The sequence below is a fragment of the Paramagnetospirillum magnetotacticum MS-1 genome (assembly GCF_000829825.1).
Classification (GTDB): Bacteria; Pseudomonadota; Alphaproteobacteria; order Rhodospirillales; family Magnetospirillaceae; genus Phaeospirillum; species Phaeospirillum magnetotacticum.
Map to the genome: position 1 here is coordinate 138540 of NZ_JXSL01000020.1, position 19870 is coordinate 158409.

A 19870-nucleotide genomic window follows, 5' to 3' on the forward strand; every position below is an offset into this window, starting at 1 on the left:
AAATTTATGTGTATCGCAAGTGGCACCCTCCTTGCAGATCCTTTAGCGGATCAATGCCCGTCGTGAACGGAGGCGACGATGCTCTGGGGTGCTTTTGCGAATTCTGTCCAAGCGATGCAGTCGATGGATTGGGCCATGGGCTCGATCTCGCAGAACATCGCCAACGTCAATACGACCGGATACAAGGAAAAGGACACCCTTTTCAAGACGGTGCTGTCGGAGTCCCACACCGCTCCGGCCAGTACGCAGAACTCGCCGAACAAGAACACCGCCACCACCGGCCTGGACATTTTCGGCGTGCGCGCGGTGGATCGCAACCTGATCACCAAGTCGGGCACCATCACCTCGTCCACGACCTGGAGCGATATGGCCATCAATGGCCGTGGCTTCTTTATCGTGACCCAGCCCGACAGTACCGGCGCGCCCGGGGCCGGGGGGACATCCGGCACGCTGTATACCCGTGCTGGCGACTTCACCCAGAGGGCGGTGAACGGCAACAACTATTTTACCACCGCTGATGGCAACTACCTCATGGGATGGGCCGCCGACAGCAAGGGCGTCATCTCCGCCACCTCCACGTTGACGCCGGTCTACGCCAATATCGGTCAGACCGTGAACGGCAATGCCACGACCTCCATCCAGACGGTCGCCAATGTGCCGTCCAACGCGACCCAAACCGGTTCGACGCAGACTTTTACCGATACCAGCAGCATTACCGACGGCTTCGGCACGACCCAGACCCTGACCATGAACTGGACGAGGACGGGCGGCGATACATGGCAAGTGGATTTCTCATTGCCAGCCAACCCGGCCAGCGGCAGCGTCGGCACCATTACCGGGTCGCCGGTGACGGTAACCATGGACGCCAACGGGGCTATCACCGCGCCCACCACCTCGGCCTCGGGCACCGGATTTGCGGATCTGACCGTGGACTGGTCGGCTGGCCCCACGGCGCAATCCACAGCCAGCATCAATCTCAGTTCCAACAAGCCGACCCTGAGCACGGTGGATGAGACCATCGCGGTCTATGACAACGCCTATAACTCCCATAATCTGGGCCTGAGTTTCGAGCATGCCTCCAACGGCCAATGGTATCTGCGGATGAAGCCGGTCGCCGCCGAGGGCACGGTCACCGCTTTGATGGCGGACGGCACCAATTATACCTCATCCATTCCCATTACGTTCGACGGCGCGGGAAAGATACTGACGCCTGCCAAGGCCTCATTCACCGTGGGCTGGACGGCGGCCAATGCCGGGTCGAGCACCATCTCCCTGGATTTGGCGAAACTTACCCAGTTTTCCGGCGATACCTCCACGAAGATGAGCGTCAAGAACATCGACCAGGACGGTTATGCCAGCGGCACCATGGATCAGGTGGAGATCGACACGGCGGGAAAGGTGGTTGCCCATTTCGACAATGGCAAGAGCCGCACCATCTTCCAGATTCCCGTGGCGACCTTTGTTTCGGCGGACCAGTTGGATCCCATTTCCGGCACGGTGTTCCGCGCCACCGAACAGGCGGGCGACATCACCATCGCCGCCATTTCCGCCCAGGGCAGCGGTGCGAGCATCGTCGCGTCATCGCTGGAAGCCTCCAACGTGGCACTGGAGGATCAGTTCTCAAAGATGATCGTCACCCAGAAGGCCTATTCCACCAACGCCAATGTCTTCAAGACCGCCGACGAGATGACGCAGACGGTGCGTGATCTGATCACCTGATTGGATATCACGTCTTCCACGCCTTAAGCCGTTTGGCCGCCTCGGCCATGTGTTCGGCCGATCCGGCATAGGAAAAGCGCAGCGTGCGGCGTCCCTCCAGGGGGTCGAAATCCACGCCGGGCGTGCAGGCCACCCCGGTTTCGGCCAGCATGCGGGCGCAGAACTCGCGGCTGTCCTCGGTCCGTTCCGACACATCGGCGTAAAGATAGAAAGCGCCGTCCGAGGGCGCCAGCCGATCGAAGCCCGCTTCCGGCAACGCGTTCAGCAGAATGTCGCGGTTGGCGCGGTAGGCGGCGACCCTGGCCTCCAATTCGTCCAGGCAGTCGAACACCGCCTCGGCCGCCACCTGGGACAGGGTGGGGGGCGAGATATAGAGATTCTGGGCCAGGCATTCCACCGAACGGGCCAGATCCTCGGGCAGCACCATCCAGCCCAGGCGCCAGCCGGTCATGGCGTAGTATTTGGAAAAACTGTTGATCACCACGGCGTGGGGGCTGGTGGCCATTCCGGCCACGGTGGCGGCGGCGCGGCCATAGGTGATGCCGTGATAGATCTCGTCGGAGATCAACCGCACGCCGTTCGACTCGCACCACGCCGCCAGTTCCGCCACTTCCGCCGCCGACAGCATGGAGCCGGTGGGATTGGAAGGTGACGCCACCACCACGCCGTCCAGTTTGCCCTCGATCCGTGCCAGCACTTGGGCGGTAATCTGCCAGCGGCTGTCGGGGCCCACCGGCACCAGAACGCAGTCCACGCCCAAGGCCTGAAGGATGTTGCGATAGGCGGGATAGCCGGGCGCGGCCACCGCCACCCGGTCGCCGGGCGCGAAGGCGGCCAGGAAGGCCAACAGGAAGCCCGCCGAAGACCCGGTGGTGACGCAGATGCGCTCGGGCGCCACCGACCTGCCATAGGCCTGCCGGTAATGCCGGGCGATGGCCTCGCGCAAGGAATCACGGCCCAGAGCCAGGGTATAGCCCAAAGGCTCGGCCCCGACGGCGCGGGCCGCCGCTTCCCGAACCCCGGACGGAGCCTGACCCGAGGGCTGGCCCACTTCCAGATGGATGATGTCGGCGCCCTGGGCCTCGCGCGCGGCGGCCGCCCGCATCACGTCCATGACGATGAAGGGGGCGATGGCGCCGCGTTCGGCCGCCTTGAAGCTCATATTTGCAGCCCCTCAGGCGCCTCGCTCATTACTTCTTACCCGCCACGGCGGCCAAGCCGAAGCCGCGCGGATCGGTGGCCATGTCGCAACCCTCTTCGGCCTTGTAGCCGAGCGGGCAGTAGATGGCTTCCACCCGGCTGGGCATGGGGGTGGCGCTGATCTGATGTCCACGGCTGGCCAGAGATGCGGGGTCCAAGGTGATGGCGCCGGTTTCGACGAAGACGGCGTCGGGTTTGCCCGCCTGGACCAGACGAGGCTGAGCCAGGGCTTCCGACAGCGGCTTGTTGTCCTTGACGGCGGCCAGGAAGCTTTGGGTCAGGCCCATGGCGGCGGTGCCGCCGCCCGAGGCGGCGCCGATGAAATGGACGGCTGCGTTGTGGTTGTTATAGGTGACCATGACGGCGGTCGACGGCGGGCCGTTGGGGCCAGGAACGCCCGACAGCATGATGCCGGTGCCGGGCGCCATGCGGCCATTGCCGAACAGGCCGTGGCTGGTAACGGCGCAGGCCACGCCCAGGCCACTGGAATCCAGAACGGCAAAGCCGGTTCCCGACTGGCTTTCGGTGGGCGGCGAGGTGACGCCGCTTACCGGCTGGTGGCGGTCGGCGGCATAGCCGGCCATCATGGCGTTGATGCGCGCATCGCTGACCAGGGAGTCGGGGGCTTCGTCGGTCCAGCCGGTGGGGCGCATCCAGCGGGCGCGTTCGGCGAAGGCCCGTGCCGAGGTCTCGGCCAGCAGATGGGGCCGTTCGGCCTCGTCCGCGCTGCTCCAGCGCGGCCACAAGGCGGCCACCAGCTGCGCCGTCATGGCGCTGCCCACCGAAGGCGGGGGGGAAAAGGCGGCGGTCTCGAAATCGGTCTTTACCGTGATGGCGTCGCGCCAGACGGGGCGGATGTCGCGCAGATCCTCCAGCGACAAGGTGCCGCCTGCCGCCTGCACCCCCTTGATCAGATCACGGGCCTGGGGGCCGGTGTAGAAATTTCCCGTCTGGTGGCGCAGCGTCGAGATCATTGCGGCCAGTTGGGGCTGCGCTATCAGGTCGCCTTCGCGCGGCACCGAACCGTCGGGCCGCATGAAGACGGCGCGGGCCACCGGATCGCGGCCGATGATGGGCAGGCTGCGGGCCAGATCATTGGCCAGGGCGCGCGACACGGGCGCGCCCTCGCGGGCCAGGCGCTCGGGCTCGACCAGCAGGCTTTCCCAGCGCAGACGGCCGTATTTGGCGTGCAGAGCATAGAAGCCGCGCGGATTGGCGGGCACCGCCGAAGGCGCCGGACCCGACATGTTCGAGGCGATGGCGGGGAAATCGATGACTTCCGTCTTCTTTTTGCCGCTATCGTGTACTATGCAGGTGCCACCGCCGCCCAGGCTGGCGGTGGACGGATAGGTCACCGCCAGGGTGAAATAGATGGCGGCGGCCGCATCGGCGGCGGTGCCGCCCGCCGACAGCACGTCGCGGCCCAGAATTGCGGCGCGGGGCTCGTCGACGGCGACCATGCCGCCAAAGCCGGTGATGTGGCCGATCTGGCCGACGGGCCGGGCGGGATCGCCGCAGGCCGAAAGTACCAGCAGCGCCGTCCCGGTGGCGGCGGCAAGTGCGGATTTGTAGCCGCGCAACGAATTGACCGATGAGGAGAGATCCTTGCTCACGCGCATTATCCTTCTGGTGACGTTCCTGTTGGTCGCTTCGATGCCGCAGGCTTGGGCGCAGGCTCAGCCGAAACGGCAGTTCATCCGTGATGCGGAAGTGGAAAATACCATCCGGACTTTCGGGACGCCAATTTTTCAGGCGGCGGGTCTGGATCCGGCGGCGGTGCGCATCAATCTGATCATCGATCCGACCTTGAACGCCTTCGTGGCGGGCGGCCAGAACATTTTCTTCCACACCGGCCTGCTGATCCGTTCCGAGCATCCCGGACAGCTGATCGGCGTGATGGCGCACGAAACCGGCCACATCGCCGGTGGCCATTTGATTCGCGGCAACGACGCCATGGCCAATGCCTCTACCGAGGCCATCATCGCCACCTTGCTGGCCGCGGCGGCGGGGGCGGCCACTGGCCGGGGCGACGTGGCCATGGCCGGAGCCCTGGGCGGCACCGAACTGGCCATGCGCAATCTGCTGGCCTTCTCGCGCAGTCAGGAGAGCCAGGCCGATCAGATGGCCATGCGCTTTCTCGACACCACTCATCAGTCAGGCAGGGGACTCCTGGAATTCTTCGATATCCTGGGAGATCAGGAGGCGCTGGTCTCGTCGCGCCAGGACCCCTATGTGCGCACCCACCCCCTCACCCGTGACCGCGTGGCCTTCGTCCGCACCCAGGTCGAGGCCTCGCCCTGGAGCAAGACCCCTTGGCCCGCTGAATGGGTCGAGATGCACAAGCGTATGAAGGCCAAGCTGTTCGCCTTCATCGAGCCGCCCATCCGCACTTTTCAGCGCTACAAGGAAGCCGACACCAGCATCGAGGGGCGCTATGCGCGCGCCGTGGCCGCCTATCGCAAGCCGGACATTCCCATGGCGCTGGGGCTGATCGACGGCCTGCTGAAAGAACGGCCCAACGATCCCTATTTCTGGGAACTCAAAGGTCAGATGCTGTTCGAGAACGCCCGTGGCGCCGAAGCCATCGAACCTTATCGCAAGGCGGTCAAGCTGCTGCCCGACAGCGCCCTGCTGCGCATCGCCCTGGGCCAGGTGCTGATCGAGGCGGAAGACCCGGCCCTGCTGGCCGAGGCCGAAACCCATCTGACCGCCGCCGTCAACCGCGAGCCCGAGGATGTTTTCGCCTGGCAGCAACTGTCCATCGCCTTTGCCCGTGACGATAAGGAGGGCATGGCCTCCTATGCCCTGGCCGAGCACTACATGCTGGTCGGCAAGCTCTCCGAGGCCCTGTTCCACGCCAACAAGGCGGAGCAGTTGCTGGGCAAGCAGGGATCGGTGTGGCTACGCATCCAAGACATCAAGGAGAGGGCTTCGCAGGTCAAGGCCGACCGCGACCGCTCCCGCAAGTGGTGGTAGCGTGGCAAGCCCTTGCTACGGGCTGCCGCTTCCGCCAATATGCCGCCATCATTTCCGCCTCTTGAGGTAGTTTCGCCGATGATCGCCAAGACTTTCGCCGCCGCCCTGATGGTGTCCGGCCTTGCCCTCGCTTCCCTGCCCGCCGCCGCCCAGGAGGCTCCGCTGACCCCCAAGCAGGCCGAGGCGGTCAAGAAGGTGGTGCGCGACTATCTGATGGAGCATCCCGAGGTGCTGGGCGAGGCCCTGGAGGCGCTGCGCGAGAAGATGCGCGCCCAGGCCGAGGCCGACGCCCACAAGATGCTCGAAGCCCGCAAGGACGAGATCTTGAAGAACCCCGATGATCCCCAGGGCGGCAATCTCAAGGGCGATCTCACCGTGGTCGAGTTCATGGATTACAATTGCGGCTTCTGCAAGCAGGCCTTCGAGCCTTTGTGGGAAGCGGTCAAGGCCGACGGCAAGGTCCGGGTGGTGATCAAGGAATACCCGATCCTCGGCCCCGATTCGGTGCTGGCGTCCCGCATCGCCCTGGTGGCCAAGGCCCAGAGCCAGGCCAAGTATGACGACGTTCACCGCGCCTTCATGAAGTTCCGCGGCCGTCTGGACGAAAAGGCCATCTACAAGATCGCCGCCGATCAGGGCCTGAACGTGGAGCAGTTGAAGAAGGACATCAACGCGCCTGAGATCGAGAAGCAGCTGAAGAAGAACATGGATCTGGCCCGCGCCCTGGATATCGGCGGCACGCCCACCTTCATCGTCGGCGACCGCATCATCTCCAGCGCCCTGGACCAGCCGACCTTGAAGCAGCTGATGGATGCGGCGCGCCGCTCCGCCGCCAAGCAGGGCGGTTGATCCTCATCATTCCGTCGAAACGGAGAAAGCCCCCGGTCAATCGGCCGGGGGCTTTTTCATTGCGCCACCGGCGCCCACAGAATCTCGTCGATGCTCTGGGCCCCGGCCAGCAGCATGACCAGCCGGTCGAAGCCCAAGGCGATGCCCGCCGAATCCGGCATGCCGAGGTCCAGGGCGGCCAGAAAGTCCTCGTCCAGGGGATAGCGCTCGCCATAGAGCCGTTCCTTCAGATCCATGTCAGCGGTGAAGCGGCGGCGCTGCTCGGCCGCATCGGTCAGTTCCCCGAAGGCGTTGCACAATTCCACCCCCAGGGCATAGGCCTCGAAGCGCTCGGCCACCCTTGGATCGGCGGGGCTGGGCCGCGACAGGGCGGCCATGGAGACGGGATAGGAATGAAGGATGACCGGTCGGTCGAAGCCCAGATGGGGCTCGATACGGTCGAGCATCACCTTGAAGAAAATATCCTCCCATGTGTCCGAAGGGCTGACGGAAATGCCGATGCGCGTGGCCTCGGCGGCCAATGCCGACCGGTCGGGCGAAGTTGGATCGGGGGCGGTCGCCAGCACGTCCATATGGGCATATTCGCCGAAGGCCTCGGCCACCGAGAGACGCCGCCAGGGGACGAAGGGATCGCAGTCCTTGTCTTCACGCCGCAACAGCTTGGTCCCCGCGGCGCGGGCGCATTCTTGGACCAGGGCCTCGGTATCGTCCATCAGATCATCCAGAGAGGCCCCGGCCCGATACCATTCCAGCATGGTGAATTCCGGGTGATGGGTGGCCGAGCGCTCGGCGTTGCGGAAGACCTTGGCCAACTGATAAAGGCGCGGCATGCCCGCCACCAGCAGCTTCTTCATGGCGAATTCGGGGCTGGTATGGAGATAAAGCGGACGGTCGGGACCGCCATAGGGATCGGTGAGTGCGGTGGCGAAGGCCTTGAGATGGGGTTCGAGGCCGGGCGACACCTGAAGGCAGGGGGTTTCCACCTCGGCGAAACCGCGCGCGGCGAAGAAGGCGCGGGTGGCGTTGACCGCCCGCGAGCGCAGATCCAGATTCGCCCGGCGCGCCGCGAACACTTCGGGCCGCCACCATTCTTTACCTGCCATGGCCTTTTCCTTTAGAACCGGCATCTCGTCGTGTGCGTCGGCCTTTGGTTAACCACGAAGGCACGAAGACACGAAGAGAAAAGAAGGATTCTTGAAATCTTCGTGGTCCTTCGTGTCTTCGCGCCTTCGTGGTGAATCCGCCTCATGACCGCTGTCCGCCGCCACACCCTTCGCACCGCCCAAGACCTGCTTGACGCCGGACTGATCCGCGACGCGGCGGCGGTGGAGCAGGTCGCGCGCACCTATGCCGTGGGCCTGACGCCTGCCGTGGTGGATCTGATCGACCCCGCCGACCCCGCCGATCCCATCGCCCGGCAATATGTCCCGTCGCCCGAGGAGCTGACCACCACGGCGGAGGAACGCGCCGACCCCATCGGTGACGCAGCCTACAGCCCGGTGAAGGGCCTCGTTCACCGCTACCCCGACCGGGTGCTGTTGACGCCCTTGCTGGTCTGCCCGGTCTATTGCCGCTTCTGCTTTCGCCGTGCCAGGGTGGGCGATGGCGAGGCCACCATGACCGAGGCGGAGATCGAGGCCGCGCTGGCCTATGTGGCCTGTCGCCCCGACATCCGCGAGGTGATCCTGACCGGCGGCGATCCGCTGATGCTGCCCGCGCCACGGCTGGGCGCGCTGCTGGACCGTATCGGCGCCATCGGCCATGTGGAGCTGATCCGCATCCATTCGCGCGTGCCGGTCAGCGATCCCGGCCGCATCACCCCCGATCTCGCCACCGTTCTGGGCGGAGGCGATAAGCCGGTCTGGCTGGCGGTGCATGTCAATCATCCGCGCGAGGTGTCGCCCCTGGCTTCGGCGGGGCTGAGTATGCTGGCCCGCGCCGGTGTGCCGCTTCTCTCCCAGACCGTGCTGCTGAAGGGGGTCAATGACCGGGCCGATGTGCTCGATGACCTGTTCCGCGCCCTGATCCGCAACCGGGTGCGGCCCTATTACCTGCACCACCCCGATCTGGCCCCTGGCACCAGCCATTTCCGCCCCAGCATCAAGGAGGGCCAGGCCCTGATGCGGGTCTTGCGCGGCCGTCTGTCCGGCATTGCACAGCCCACCTATGTGCTCGACATCCCCGGCGGCGCGGGCAAGGTGCCGGTGGGGCCGGGCTATTGGGATGGGGAGGAGGGGGTGGTCATCGATCCCAATGACGCGGAACACTCTTATCCCTAATCCCGCCGCCAAAGGGTGGCCAGCCAGGGCTGTTGCTCTCGCGGCAACCCTTTGGGCCGGAAATAGCGGTGGATTTCGCAAAACCCGGCCTGGGTGACCAGTTCGGCCCAGCGTTCCGGCGTGTGATAGGCGCCGAACCGCCCGCCGCTGTAACCTTCCTGATCGCGGCCATGGGGATTGGAACTGAACAGCACGCCGCACGGCTTGAGGCTGTCGCGCAGGATGCCGAGGACCTGGGGCAGGGCCTTGACCGGCACATGGAACAGCGAGGCATTGGCGAAGATGCCGTCGAAATGGCTCTGCGGCAAATCGAGATCCAGGAAGTTCTGGTGCCAGACCGGACAGCCGCTGTACTCCGCCGCCATTCGCACGAAATTGGCCGCGCCGTCCAGGCCGATGGGCTTGTGGCCGCGCTGGGCGAAGGCCTTGAGATCGCGCCCCGGCCCGCAGCCGAAATCCAAGATGGTGAAGGGCGGCGGCCCCGATAGCCGGGTCAGAAGCGCATCGATGTTCTGAGTGACGTCGTGGTCGCGGGTGCCCTGCCAGAACTGTTCCGCCCGGCTGTCGTAATAGTCCAGGGTAGGGGCTGACGGATCGTCTTGTATGATATCGGGCCGGACCATGGCGAGTAGATTGGGTCCTTTGCCGTCCAGGTCAATGGGCAAGGCTCTCGATCGGGACGGCAATTGTTGCCTTCCCCAAGGCGACCTGATAGGGTCCGCGCCAAATTTCCTTAAGCCCTGTTGGAACTCCCATGAAGATCAATGCCAACCTGATTCGTCCCGGCAACATCCTGGAACACAATGGCCGCCAGTATGCGGTGCTGAAGACTCAGATCGTCCAGCCCGGCAAGGGCGGCGCCTTCATCACCGTCGAGATGCGCGACATCCGCACCGGCAACAAGACCAACGAGCGTTGGCGCACCGCCGATACCATCGAGAAGTGCAACGTGGAGGCCAAGGAGTGCACGTTCCTGTTCAAGGACGACTCCAACATGACCTTCATGGACTCGGAAAGCTTCGAGCAGTTCACCATGCCCAACGACACGTTGGGTGACACGATCGGCTTCCTGCAGGACGGCATGGTGGTCGAGGTTGACTTCGTCGAGGGTTCGCCAGTCTCCATCACGCTGCCGGAAAAGGTGGTGATGAAGGTGGTCGAGGCCGATCCGGTGGTGAAGGGACAGACCGCGTCGTCGTCCTACAAGCCCGCCAAGCTGGAAAACGGCATGAAGATCCTGGTTCCCCCCTTCCTGGAAGAGGGTGAGGTGATCATCGTCAACACCACCGATTGCTCGTATGTCGAGCGGTTCAAGGGCTAGCCGGTGATCATTCGCTCCGCACTTCTGAATGTCATGATGGGGGCGGCCCGCAAGGCGTCGCGCAACCTTGTGCGTGATTACGGCGAGGTCGAACATCTGCAGGTGTCCAAGAAGGGCCCCGCCGATTTCGTCTCTTCGGCCGATCTCAAGACCGAGAAGGCCCTGCGGGCCGAGCTGAAGAAGGCCCGGCCCGGTTTCGGCTTCCTGCTGGAAGAAGGTGGCGAGATCGCGGGCGACGACACCAGCCATCGCTGGATCATCGACCCCATCGACGGCACCACCAACTTCCTGCACGGCATCCCCAATTTCTGCATCTCCATCGCGCTGGAGCGTGATGGCGAGCTGATCGCCGGTGTGGTCTACCAGCCGCTGGGCGACGAGATGTTCCATGCGGAAAAGGGCGCCGGAGCGTTCTTGAACGAGCGGCGTCTGCGCGTCTCGGCCCGGCGCAAGCTGGAAGACACCCTGATCGCCACCGGCATTCCCTTCATCGGGCGGCCGGGCCACGAGACCTTCTTGAAGGAATTGGCCGCCGTGATGCCCCAAGTGGCGGGCATCCGCCGTTTCGGCTCGGCGGCCCTCGATCTGGCTTATGTGGCGGCGGGGCGCTGCGACGGCTATTGGGAAACCGGGATCAAGCCGTGGGATATCGCCGCGGGCATCGTGCTGGTCAAGGAAGCGGGCGGCTATGTCACCGATTTCCAGGGCGGCTCCAAGATGCTGGACAATGGCGAAATTCTGGCTGCCAATGACCATCTGCATCAGCCGTTGTTGAAACTGCTGCGGACGGCGCGGGGATAGGGTTGTGGCCGGACATCCGTTCGGCTAGATTCTTGACCACAAGAATACCGAGGGAATTCAGCCGGGAGAGGGCGTGATGAGCAGGGGGAGAAAGGTCGCGTTACTGGCGCTGGGAGCGCTCGTCGCCGTCGCGGCCCAGCCCGCATCCGCCCAGGTGGTGGTGGGGGAATATCGCTCCAGCGTCGACGTCAACTGGGACGTGTTGGACCGGCTTGGGCCGGAACCGACCCTGCCCGGCCTGATCACCCGCCCGCCCTCGGCCGCCACGCCCGCCGCCCCGCGTCCGGTGGCGCGGCCCGTAACGCCCAAATCCTCGGGTTTCAAGCCCTATGCCGAGGCGCCCGCGGCCCCCAAGGTCGCGGCCAAGCCCAGGCCGGAGAAGGTGGCCGCCGCTCCCAAGGTGGACATCCCCGCCGCCGAACCGCCCAAGGCCCCCGAGCCCGTCGCGGCTCCCGAGCCGGTCAAGGCTTCGGCCCCGGTCTCCAAGCCGTCCAAGCCTGATATCGCTGCCGAGGTTCCCGTTCCGGCCAAGGTCGAGCCTCCCAAGGCCCCCGCCAAGGCCAATGAAACCCCCAAGGCCCCCGAGCCGGTCAAGGTGGCCGAGCCGGTCAAAGCGCCAGAGCCGCCCAAGGTGGTCGAGCCGCCCAAGGTGGTCGAGCCGCCCAAGGTGGTCGAGGCGCCCAAGGCTCCCGAACCCGTCAAGATCCCCGAACCGCCCAAGGTGGTCGAGGCGCCCAAGGCCCCCGAACCGCCTTCCGCCGTTCAGTTCGTCAAGGCACCTCCGCCTGCCGCCCCGACTCCCGTGGCCCCGACTCCCGTGGCCCCGGCTCCCGTGGTCGCCGCTCCTCCGGTAGCTCCGCCTCTGCCGGTGGCGCCGCCGCCTGTGGTCGCGCCCGCACCGGCGCCCCAGATCGCCGCCGTGGCCCCGATTGCCCCCGCGCCCGCCCCGGTTGCCGCGCCCGTGCGCAAGGGCGACAATCTGACGGTGCCGTTTGCCACCGACAGCTCCCATCTGCCCGACACGGTGCGCATGGAACTGGACCGTCTGGCCCAGCGCATGGACAAGGACGAGAACCTGAATCTCCAGCTTCTGGCCTATGCCGCCGGTGACGAGGCCAATGCCAGCAAGGCGCGGCGCCTGTCGCTGTCGCGGGCGTTGGAAGTGCGCAAATACCTGATGGAGATGGGCGTCCGCTCCACCCGCATCGAGGTCCGCGCCCTTGGCAACAAGGTGGAAAGCGGCTCGCCCGATCGCGTCGACGCCATGTTGGTGGCGCGCTGAGGCTCTTGGGGCGCTCGCCCTATTTCGGACATGATCGCGCGCCAGGATAAATGGTGCGCGCGTTTCGCCGCCCGCAGTGTGATCGAGTGCCGCCCATGATCCGTCCCACCCGCTATCTCTTGCGCATGGCCGCCTTCCTGGTGCTGGTGGCTGCCCTGGCGGCGCTGCTGAATGAGGGGCTGGTGGCGGCCTTTTCCCACAATCCGGCTCTCAACGGATTGCTGCTGGGCGTCTTCGTGGCCGGGATCGTGCTCAATTTCCGCCAGGTGATGCTGCTGACCCCCGAAGTGGAGTGGCTGGACAACTGGCGCAAGGGCCAGCCGACCCTGTCCGGGCGCTTGCGCCTGCTGGCCCCCATGGCGGGCATGCTGGGCGAGCGCCAGGGACGGGTCAGCCTGTCGGCCATGGCGCTGCGCTCGGTGCTGGATTCCATCGCGGCCCGGTTGGAGGAACAGCGCGACCTGTCGCGCTATGTGGTGGGCCTGATGATCTTCCTGGGCCTGTTGGGCACCTTCTGGGGCCTGTCCCAGACCGTGGGCTCGGTGGGTGAGGTGATCGCCTCCCTGGCCATGGGGGGCGCCGATCCGGCCGCCGCCTTCGAAGGCCTCAAGGCTGGCATGGCAAAGCCCCTGGCCGGAATGGGCACCGCCTTTTCCACCTCGCTGTTCGGTCTGGCCGGTTCGCTGGCGCTGGGCTTTCTCGACCTCAATGCGGGCCAGGCGCAGAACGCCTTTTACAACGAGCTTGAGGAATGGCTGGCCGGGCAGACCCGGCTGGGCACCGGCGGGCCGCTGACCTCGGCCGAGGATGGCGGCGCGGGACAATCGGTGCCCGCCTATATCCAGGCCCTGCTGGAACAGACCGCCGACAGCCTGGACAATCTCCAGCGGGTCATTGCCAGGGGCGAGGATAACCGGGGCAGCGTCAATGCCTCGCTGACCCAGTTGACCGAGAAGCTGTCGACGCTCACCGACCACATGAAGGTGGAGCAATCCTTGCTGCTCAAACTGGGCGAGGGGCAGCTTGAAACCCGCGCCTTGATGGCCCGCATGGTGGAAGGCGGCACCGGCGGCGGCATGGACGACGCCAGCCGCAACCATCTGCGCAGCCTGGACGGCACCATGAAGCGTCTGGTGGACGAGACGGTGGCCAGCCGCGACCAACTGACGACGGAACTGCGCTCGGAAATCCGGCTGCTGGCGCGCACCATCGCCGCCATCGCCGAGGAACCACTGGAGCGCTGATCCATGGCCCTGCGCCGCGCCCGCCGTTCCATCGATATCTGGCCCGGCTTCGTCGATGCCCTGGCTACCCTGATCATGGTGGTGGTTTTCCTGCTGATGATCTTCGTGCTGGCCCAGTTCTTTCTGGGCCAGGCCCTGTCGGGCCGCCAAAAGGCCCTGGACGATCTGGGCCGCGAGATGGCGGCGCTGGCCGAGAAGCTCAATCTTCAGACCAAGGCCAATGCCGCCCTGGAAGCCGAACTGATGAGCAGCCGGGCGGAAAAGGAAAAGATGGAGGCCTGGGCGGCGGGCGTACATCAGGACATGGCGGCGCTGCTGGCCTTGAAGGATGAGAAAGAGGCGGAACTGGCCGCCGAGAAGAAGATTTCCGACGAGGGCCGCGCGCAACTCGCTCTGCTTAACCAGCAGATTGCGGCCATGCGCGAGGAATTGGCCCGCGTCACCGCCGCTCTGGACGCCTCCGAGGCCCGCGATAAGGAACAGAAGGCCCAGATCGCCGATCTGGGCAAGCGCCTCAACGTCGCCCTGGCGGGCAAGGTGGAGGAGCTTCAGAAATACCGTTCTGAATTCTTCGGTCGCCTGCGCAAGGTGCTGGGCGACCATCCCGGCATCCGAATCGAGGGCGACCGCTTCATATTTCAGTCGGAATTGCTGTTCGCCACCGGCTCGGCCGATCTGGGGCCGGAGGGCGTCGAGCAGGTGGGCCGTCTGGCCGCCACGCTCAAGGATATCGCCAAGACCATGCCCAAGGGCGTCAACTGGGTGCTGCGCATCGACGGCCATACCGACCGGCGGCCCATGGTTTCAGGCCGCTATCCCTCGAACTGGGAGCTTTCCACGGCGCGCGCCATTACCGTGCTGCGCACCCTGGCCGCCAACGGGGTGCCAAAGGACCGGCTGGCGGCGGCGGGCTTCGGCGAGTTCCAGCCGGTGGACCCGGCCGACAATGAGGCCGCCTACGCCAAGAACCGCCGCATCGAGATCAGGTTCGATCAGCGGTAGGGGGGGCGTCGTGGGCGAGATGACCTTCGAGTTCGAGGCCCAATTGTGGCTCTATCCCGGTGATGCGGCTTGGCACTTCATCACACTTCCCCGCGAAATCGCCGAGGAAATCCGGTTCTTCTGTCCGCGGCGCGGTGCGGGGTGGGGCTCGGTCCGGGTGGAGGCGTGCATCGGCGCCAGCCGATGGAGGACGTCGGTCTTTCCCGATAAGCAAAGCGCAAGCTTCGTGCTTCCGGTGAAGGCCGAGATTCGCAAGCGGGAGAAACTGGCCGCCGGGCAGACCTGCCGCCTGTCCATTTTCTTCGAGGCCTAGCTCAATCCTCTTCCACCGTGAAGGCGTCCATGATGTCTTCGAAGCCGCCGTCGATATTGTCAGGCGCGATCTGGGCGAAGAGATCCAGGATGATCACCGCGTTGAGCAGGGCGTCGCGGCTGACCGAGTTGCGCATGCGCTCGGCCAGATGGGAATTCATCACCGATAGATTCTGATAATGCTCTTTCAGCCCGTCCAAGGTGACCGGCGTTTCCGCCCCGGTCATGCGCTGCTGCACGATGGCCGAGAGCAGCCAGGACGAGAACGACCGGAACAGGGTCTCCTGCTCGTCGGCGAAGGGCAGGTGGAAGCGGGCCATGGGCCGCAAGAAACGGGTCAAGGGGCAGCCCGACGTGGCGCAGACCAGACCGATCAGCGAGCCCAGGCCCGATTGCATGGTGGTCTTGGCGACGATGGTGCGGTTGTCCGTATCCACCTCGACCACCGCCTTGGCATGGGAGACGGAATCCTTGAAGTGGGGCAGGAACATGGCGATGCCGAGCGCGGCCGGGCAATAGGCGCAATCATCGGACAGGGTGCAGTTGGGGCATTGGCGATGGCTGAGCTTGGCCCATTCGGGCTTGGGCGCTTCGGGCGGAATATCGAGCCGGAAGGTCTTGCGGTCGAAATGCAGGTCGATGGCCAGGGGCGCCTGAGCCCCGGAGAAGAAGCGGTAGGCGATCTTCTTCAGGTTCTGCTTCGATGCTTGATCCATCGTGCAATCCAAGGGGGCCATGGCCGTCTCCAATCGCAAGTGAACCCTGGTGCGATGGAGGTGATTCTAGGCTGGGGATCGGGCGCTAAACAATCAGGCGCCCCCCTTAGTCCCAATGGGATATCTCCAAGGCAAAGGTATCCGATTGACGGATCAAAAGATATAAGGAAAAAGAATCAATAATAATAGCGCATTGAAATTCAATAAATATAAGGCTGCTCTTATTTGCGGGCGGCGGTTCCGTGAATGATTTATGTCGATTTTGACGAAATCTGGAAATTCTAGCCGGTTGGTGTCGGACCGTTGACAAGTGCGCCGATCAGCATCACCAAACCCAGGATCGTGATGGAGAGCGAGCCCGCCAAGGCCATGCCGGTGCGCAGGCGTCCGGCCAGACTGGAATTGCCCATTCCCTTTTCCACCAGCCGGTTGAGGCCCAGGGCCCCGAGGCCGATACCCGCCACCGTCACCGCCACGCCGATCCCCATGGCCAAGGTGGCCAGAACGCCGATCAGGATCATGCCATTGGCGAAGCAGAACAGCAGCACCAGGATGGCGCCCGAGCAGGGGCGGAAACCCACGGCGGCGGCCATGGTGAACAGGGCGTTGCGTTCGGTCTTTTCATGGGCGTGATGATGATCATGGTGGTCGTGATGGCCGCAGCACTCGCCCTCATGATGGTGGTGTCCGTGATCGTGGCCGCAGCCCCTGCCGGTCAGCGTCCTCCAGGTCATCAGCGCGCCGATGACGGCAATCATGGCGAATGAGCCCAGTTCCAGCCAGGCGGCGCCCGCGGTGATGTCGCGCGGTGCCAGACTGAGGAGGCCAGCCAGCAGCCCAACCGCGGCGATGGCCGAGCCCGCCTGGACCATGGCTGCGATCAGACTGGCGGCCAGACCGTGGGTGATGCGGGCGCGGCGCGTGGCGAACCATCCGCCGATCACCACCTTGCCATGGCCCGGCCCCACGGCATGAAACACGCCATAGAGGAAGGCGGCCAGGATGATGGCGGCGGCGGGCTCCCACGAGCCGGTCTCTTTCATCACCGCCAATTGTTCGCGCAACTGCCCGGTCAGCTGCCTTTGCAGGGCGAAGCCCCAGGCGGCGATGCTGCGCAACGGCTCGGGCAGATCGGTGCCGGGGGTGGGGCTTCCTCCGCCTGGAACCAGGGCGGCCCAGGCCGATCCGGGCAGCATCAGCCACAATGCCGTCATCCCGGCCTTGAGCCAGGATCCAGGAGCCGCTCCCCCCGGATTTTGGCCCTCCTGGCCCCCGGATCTCGCGATGCTCGTCCTGGGTGACGAATTCATGAGGGTCACTCGCATAGGCCCTACTCGCATGTGATGGTGGCCCGTTTGGGCGTCACCGCGCCCCCGAAGATGGTGTTGCCGGTATCGGGCGCGATACTCGCCTTGCACCCGGCCGAGCCCTCGCCATTGAGGGTGACGGCGTTGCCGGTGGGAAAGTCCATGTCGATATAGAAGGTCTCTTCATAGGTGGTGAAGCTGAACGCTTCCTTGCGCGGGTCCACCGGACGGGGCAGGGGCAGGCGGAAAGCGTACATCAGCGTGTCCTTGACGGCGATCACCTTGAAGTCGGTGGCGTCCTTCCAAACGACAGGCTCCGCCCCTATACGGGCGTAGGTGAAATGAGCCTGCTCCTTGGTGTCGCGGAAGGCTTCGCGCTCCAGATCCTTCATCTCGTCGGGATCCAGGCGATGGTTCTTGTTCTTGTCGAAATCGTTGAGCAGCGAAGCGCTGAAGACGGGATCGAACTTCCAGCCCATGAACAGGCTGACGATCTTGCCGTCCTTGAACTCCACCAGCGCATGGACATCCACCAGCACATGGGGATGGGCCAGGGCCGGGATGGGCAGGATCAGGAAAAGGGCGGTCAGGAACCGGCGCATGCCAGCCGCCCGAAGCCGCGCTCCAGATCCTCCATCAGGTCGTCGGCATCCTCGAGACCCGCATGGAACCGGAGCGAGGGCCCTTTGGGCGCCCAGGAGGTAGCGGTGCGGATGATGGAATGGCCCGAAGTAGGGATCACCAGGCTCTCGAAGCCACCCCAGGAAAAGCCCAGCTTGAAATGGGAATAGCCGTCCAGCATGGCATCCACCGCCGCCTTGGACGCGGGTTTGAGGATCACCCCGAACAGGCCGCAGCCGCCTGTGAAGTCCCGCTTCCACAGGGCATGGCCGGGATCGGAGGCCAGCGGCGGATACAGAATGCTCTCAACCTCGGGCCGGGTCTCCAGCCATTGGGTCAGGCGCAGCGCCGTCTCGGCATGCTGGCGCAGGCGGACGGCCAGGGTGCGCAGGCCGCGCAGGCCCAGATACATCTCCTCCGTCCCCGGCGAGGCGCCGAAGGCGGCCAGGGAGGTCTTGACCTTGAGCCACAGTTCCGGCGTGGCGGCGGTGATGGTGCCCAACATGGCGTCGGCATGGCCGACGATATACTTGGTGGCGGCCTGAATGGAGACGTCCACGCCCTTGGTGAAGGGCTGGAAATGCAGCACGCCCCAGGTGTTGTCCATCATGACGATGGCGCCAGCCGCGTGGGCGGCCTCGGCGATGGCCGGGATGTCCTGGACCTCGAAGGTCAGCGAGCCGGGGCTTTCGGTGAACACCACCTTGGTGTTGGGCCGCATCAGCGCCTTGATTCCGGCGCCTGCCAGCGGGTCATAATAGGTAATCTCGATGCCCAGACCGCTGAGGACCGTGTCGCAGAACTTCCGCGTGGGGAAATAGGCGGTATCGACCATCAGCAGATGGTCGCCCGCCTTGAGGAAGGCCAGCAGCGCGCCGGTGATGGCGGCCAGTCCCGACGAGGTGGCGACGGTGCGGTGCCCGCCTTCCAACTCGGCCACCGCCTCTTCCAGGGCGAAGGTGGTCGGCGTGCCAAAGCGGCCGTAGCGCACGCCCTCGAACGGATTTCGGCCGCTTTTCTCCATGGCCTCCACCGATGGGTGGAGAATGGTCGAGGCATGGTAGACCGGCGGATTGACCGCGCCGTGGAACTGTTCCGGCTTGCGACCGGCATGGAGGATGCGGGTGGATTTCTTCATGGCGCCCTGGACAGCAGTTTCAGGCCGGGCATGGTGCCCCGGCCAGGGCCGTTACGCCAAGGACTTTTGCGCGTCAGAACGAGAAGATGGCGGCGGCGGCAAGCACCACAAGGGCGGCGGCGGCGGCGAGGATGAAGCCGGAATTGTCCTGGGCGGCAACGCGGGCACGGGCCTTACGGTTACGCATGGAACCTCTCCTCTTCTTCCTACTCTTCAAATATGGACGTGTTTCTTCTCGGCATCAATACGTGATCGGCAGGCAATTGTCGCGGCCATCCCCGATGGGTCTATGCCATGGTATAGGCTGGTTGAATGGGGTGGTGACATGACCTAAGTTATAGTCGGTTGGGGCCGCTCCTCTTCGTGGGAGACTTGAAATGATCCGGATTCATGTTCTGTCGGCAGCGTTCATCGCCGCCGTGATGGTGTTGGTCGGCGTATCTCCCGTCATGGCTGGCGATGCCCGGCAGCAAGTCGCCACGGCCGCCGCCCATGCCGGCATGGCCGCCGCCGCCGCCGATGACAAGATGGTGCGGGGCCATCTCCAGCATGTGGTCAATTGTCTGGTGGGGCCGGCGGGTGAAGGGTTCGATGCCGCCCAGGCCAATCCCTGCAAGGATCAGGGCTTTGGAGCCATTCAGGACGCCCCCATGGACAAAATCCCGGCCCTGCAGGCAGCGCTGAAGATGGCCAGGGAGGGAGCCGCCGAATCTGACGGCGTCAAGGCGCGGGAGAAGGCCGTGGCCACCCAATCCGCTTTGAGCAAGTTGTCAATGTAGCTGGTCTGACCACTACTGTCGTTGACGGACCAGACTCATCCCATGATTTTAACGCCGGTCATAATATTATGACTGGATGGATTATATCGCCTATAAGTTATCGCCTATTTCAATCGGCAAAACCCAGGGTTGATGATAGCCCGTGGCCTGCGAACGCCGTGTGGTTGATAAAAACATGATATAAATCAATACAATGCGATTGGTGTTGCCTACTTGAGACATAGCACGCTTTTCTAATATGATGCCGTTTGTCTAGGCGTGTTTGATGTAAAAACACTGCCATTTATGAAATCGATGTGTATTGTTGCAACCATTCAAGGAGAT

19 protein-coding genes are annotated in these 19870 nt (G+C 64.6%); 11 read left to right on the forward strand and 8 right to left on the reverse strand.

The genetic code is table 11. The features are described 5' to 3' along the window. Positions 1-78 precede the first annotated feature (78 nt). Positions 79-1719, forward strand: coding sequence for a flagellar hook-basal body complex protein (locus CCC_RS03050; RefSeq protein WP_041039742.1), 1641 nt, complete (start codon positions 79-81; stop codon positions 1717-1719). Between the two features lie 7 nt (positions 1720-1726). On the opposite strand, the gene CCC_RS03055 is transcribed toward CCC_RS03050, so the two are convergent. Next, positions 1727-2881, reverse strand: a complete 1155-nt coding sequence (locus CCC_RS03055) for a pyridoxal phosphate-dependent aminotransferase (RefSeq protein ID WP_009867542.1) — start codon at positions 2879-2881, stop codon at positions 1727-1729. A 28-nt stretch (positions 2882-2909) separates the two neighbouring features. After that, positions 2910-4538, reverse strand: coding sequence for a gamma-glutamyltransferase (locus CCC_RS03060; RefSeq protein ID WP_009867541.1), 1629 nt, complete (start codon positions 4536-4538; stop codon positions 2910-2912). Here CCC_RS03060 and CCC_RS03065 point away from each other — a divergent pair. Both CCC_RS03065 and CCC_RS03070 read left to right on the forward strand, forming a co-directional pair. Beyond that, positions 4525-5895, forward strand: a complete 1371-nt coding sequence (locus CCC_RS03065; RefSeq protein ID WP_041039744.1) for a M48 family metalloprotease — start codon at positions 4525-4527, stop codon at positions 5893-5895. The two genes, CCC_RS03060 and CCC_RS03065, sit on opposite strands and share 14 nt — an antisense overlap. A gap of 78 nt (positions 5896-5973) precedes the next feature. Further along, entirely contained in the window at positions 5974-6744 is a 771-nt protein-coding gene (locus CCC_RS03070; RefSeq protein WP_009868544.1) for a DsbA family protein, read from the forward strand. A gap of 56 nt (positions 6745-6800) precedes the next feature. On the opposite strand, the gene epmA is transcribed toward CCC_RS03070, so the two are convergent. Further along, the gene (gene epmA, locus CCC_RS03075; protein ID WP_041039748.1) at positions 6801-7847 is read right to left on the reverse strand and encodes an EF-P lysine aminoacylase EpmA; all 1047 of its coding nucleotides are present in this window, start codon (positions 7845-7847) and stop codon (positions 6801-6803) included. Positions 7848-7991: 144 nt separating this feature from the next. On the opposite strand from epmA, the gene CCC_RS03080 reads away from it, so the two are divergent. Then, complete coding sequence (locus CCC_RS03080) at positions 7992-9023, forward strand: lysine-2,3-aminomutase-like protein (protein WP_009868542.1); 1032 nt, start codon at positions 7992-7994, stop codon at positions 9021-9023. On the opposite strand, the gene CCC_RS03085 is transcribed toward CCC_RS03080, so the two are convergent. Next, positions 9020-9688 (reverse strand): class I SAM-dependent DNA methyltransferase, encoded by a 669-nt coding sequence (locus tag CCC_RS03085; protein ID WP_201773278.1) that lies wholly within the window; start codon positions 9686-9688, stop codon positions 9020-9022. The two genes, CCC_RS03080 and CCC_RS03085, sit on opposite strands and share 4 nt — an antisense overlap. An 89-nt stretch (positions 9689-9777) precedes the next feature. Here CCC_RS03085 and efp point away from each other — a divergent pair, with 89 nt between their 5' ends. From efp to CCC_RS03115, 6 genes are all read left to right on the forward strand, one after another. Beyond that, positions 9778-10344 carry an elongation factor P gene (gene efp, locus CCC_RS03090; protein WP_009868540.1) on the forward strand — a complete coding sequence of 189 codons (567 nt, stop codon included), beginning with the start codon at positions 9778-9780 and terminating at the stop codon, positions 10342-10344. Positions 10345-10347: 3 nt separating this feature from the next. Then, positions 10348-11145 carry an inositol monophosphatase family protein gene (locus CCC_RS03095; RefSeq protein ID WP_041039751.1) on the forward strand — a complete coding sequence of 266 codons (798 nt, stop codon included), beginning with the start codon at positions 10348-10350 and terminating at the stop codon, positions 11143-11145. Between the two features lie 76 nt (positions 11146-11221). Further along, entirely contained in the window at positions 11222-12427 is a 1206-nt protein-coding gene (locus CCC_RS03100) for an OmpA family protein (protein ID WP_009868538.1), read from the forward strand. A 95-nt stretch (positions 12428-12522) separates the two neighbouring features. Continuing rightward, entirely contained in the window at positions 12523-13671 is a 1149-nt protein-coding gene (locus CCC_RS03105) for a hypothetical protein (protein WP_041040013.1), read from the forward strand. A gap of 3 nt (positions 13672-13674) precedes the next feature. Next, entirely contained in the window at positions 13675-14673 is a 999-nt protein-coding gene (locus CCC_RS03110) for a peptidoglycan -binding protein (protein ID WP_041039755.1), read from the forward strand. 19 nt (positions 14674-14692) lie between these two features. Then, entirely contained in the window at positions 14693-14986 is a 294-nt protein-coding gene (locus CCC_RS03115) for a DUF1905 domain-containing protein (RefSeq protein ID WP_041040014.1), read from the forward strand. A gap of 1 nt (position 14987) precedes the next feature. Here the strand turns inward: CCC_RS03115 and CCC_RS03120 are convergent, their stop codons facing one another. From CCC_RS03120 to metC, 4 genes are all read right to left on the reverse strand, one after another. Next, positions 14988-15701: a DUF6901 family protein gene (locus tag CCC_RS03120; RefSeq protein ID WP_236686287.1), complete on the reverse strand. Its 714-nt coding sequence runs from the start codon at positions 15699-15701 to the stop codon at positions 14988-14990. A 281-nt stretch (positions 15702-15982) separates the two neighbouring features. Then, positions 15983-16915: a nickel/cobalt transporter gene (locus CCC_RS03125; RefSeq protein ID WP_041039759.1), complete on the reverse strand. Its 933-nt coding sequence runs from the start codon at positions 16913-16915 to the stop codon at positions 15983-15985. 116 nt (positions 16916-17031) lie between these two features. Then, positions 17032-17610 (reverse strand): DUF1007 family protein, encoded by a 579-nt coding sequence (locus CCC_RS03130; RefSeq protein WP_009868531.1) that lies wholly within the window; start codon positions 17608-17610, stop codon positions 17032-17034. Then, positions 17595-18767, reverse strand: coding sequence for a cystathionine beta-lyase (gene metC, locus CCC_RS03135; RefSeq protein WP_009868530.1), 1173 nt, complete (start codon positions 18765-18767; stop codon positions 17595-17597). The genes CCC_RS03130 and metC overlap by 16 nt, the downstream gene beginning before the upstream one ends. Positions 18768-19144: 377 nt before the next feature. On the opposite strand from metC, the gene CCC_RS03140 reads away from it, so the two are divergent. Continuing rightward, positions 19145-19546: a hypothetical protein gene (locus CCC_RS03140; protein ID WP_009867105.1), complete on the forward strand. Its 402-nt coding sequence runs from the start codon at positions 19145-19147 to the stop codon at positions 19544-19546. The last annotated feature ends 324 nt before the right edge of the window (positions 19547-19870 follow it).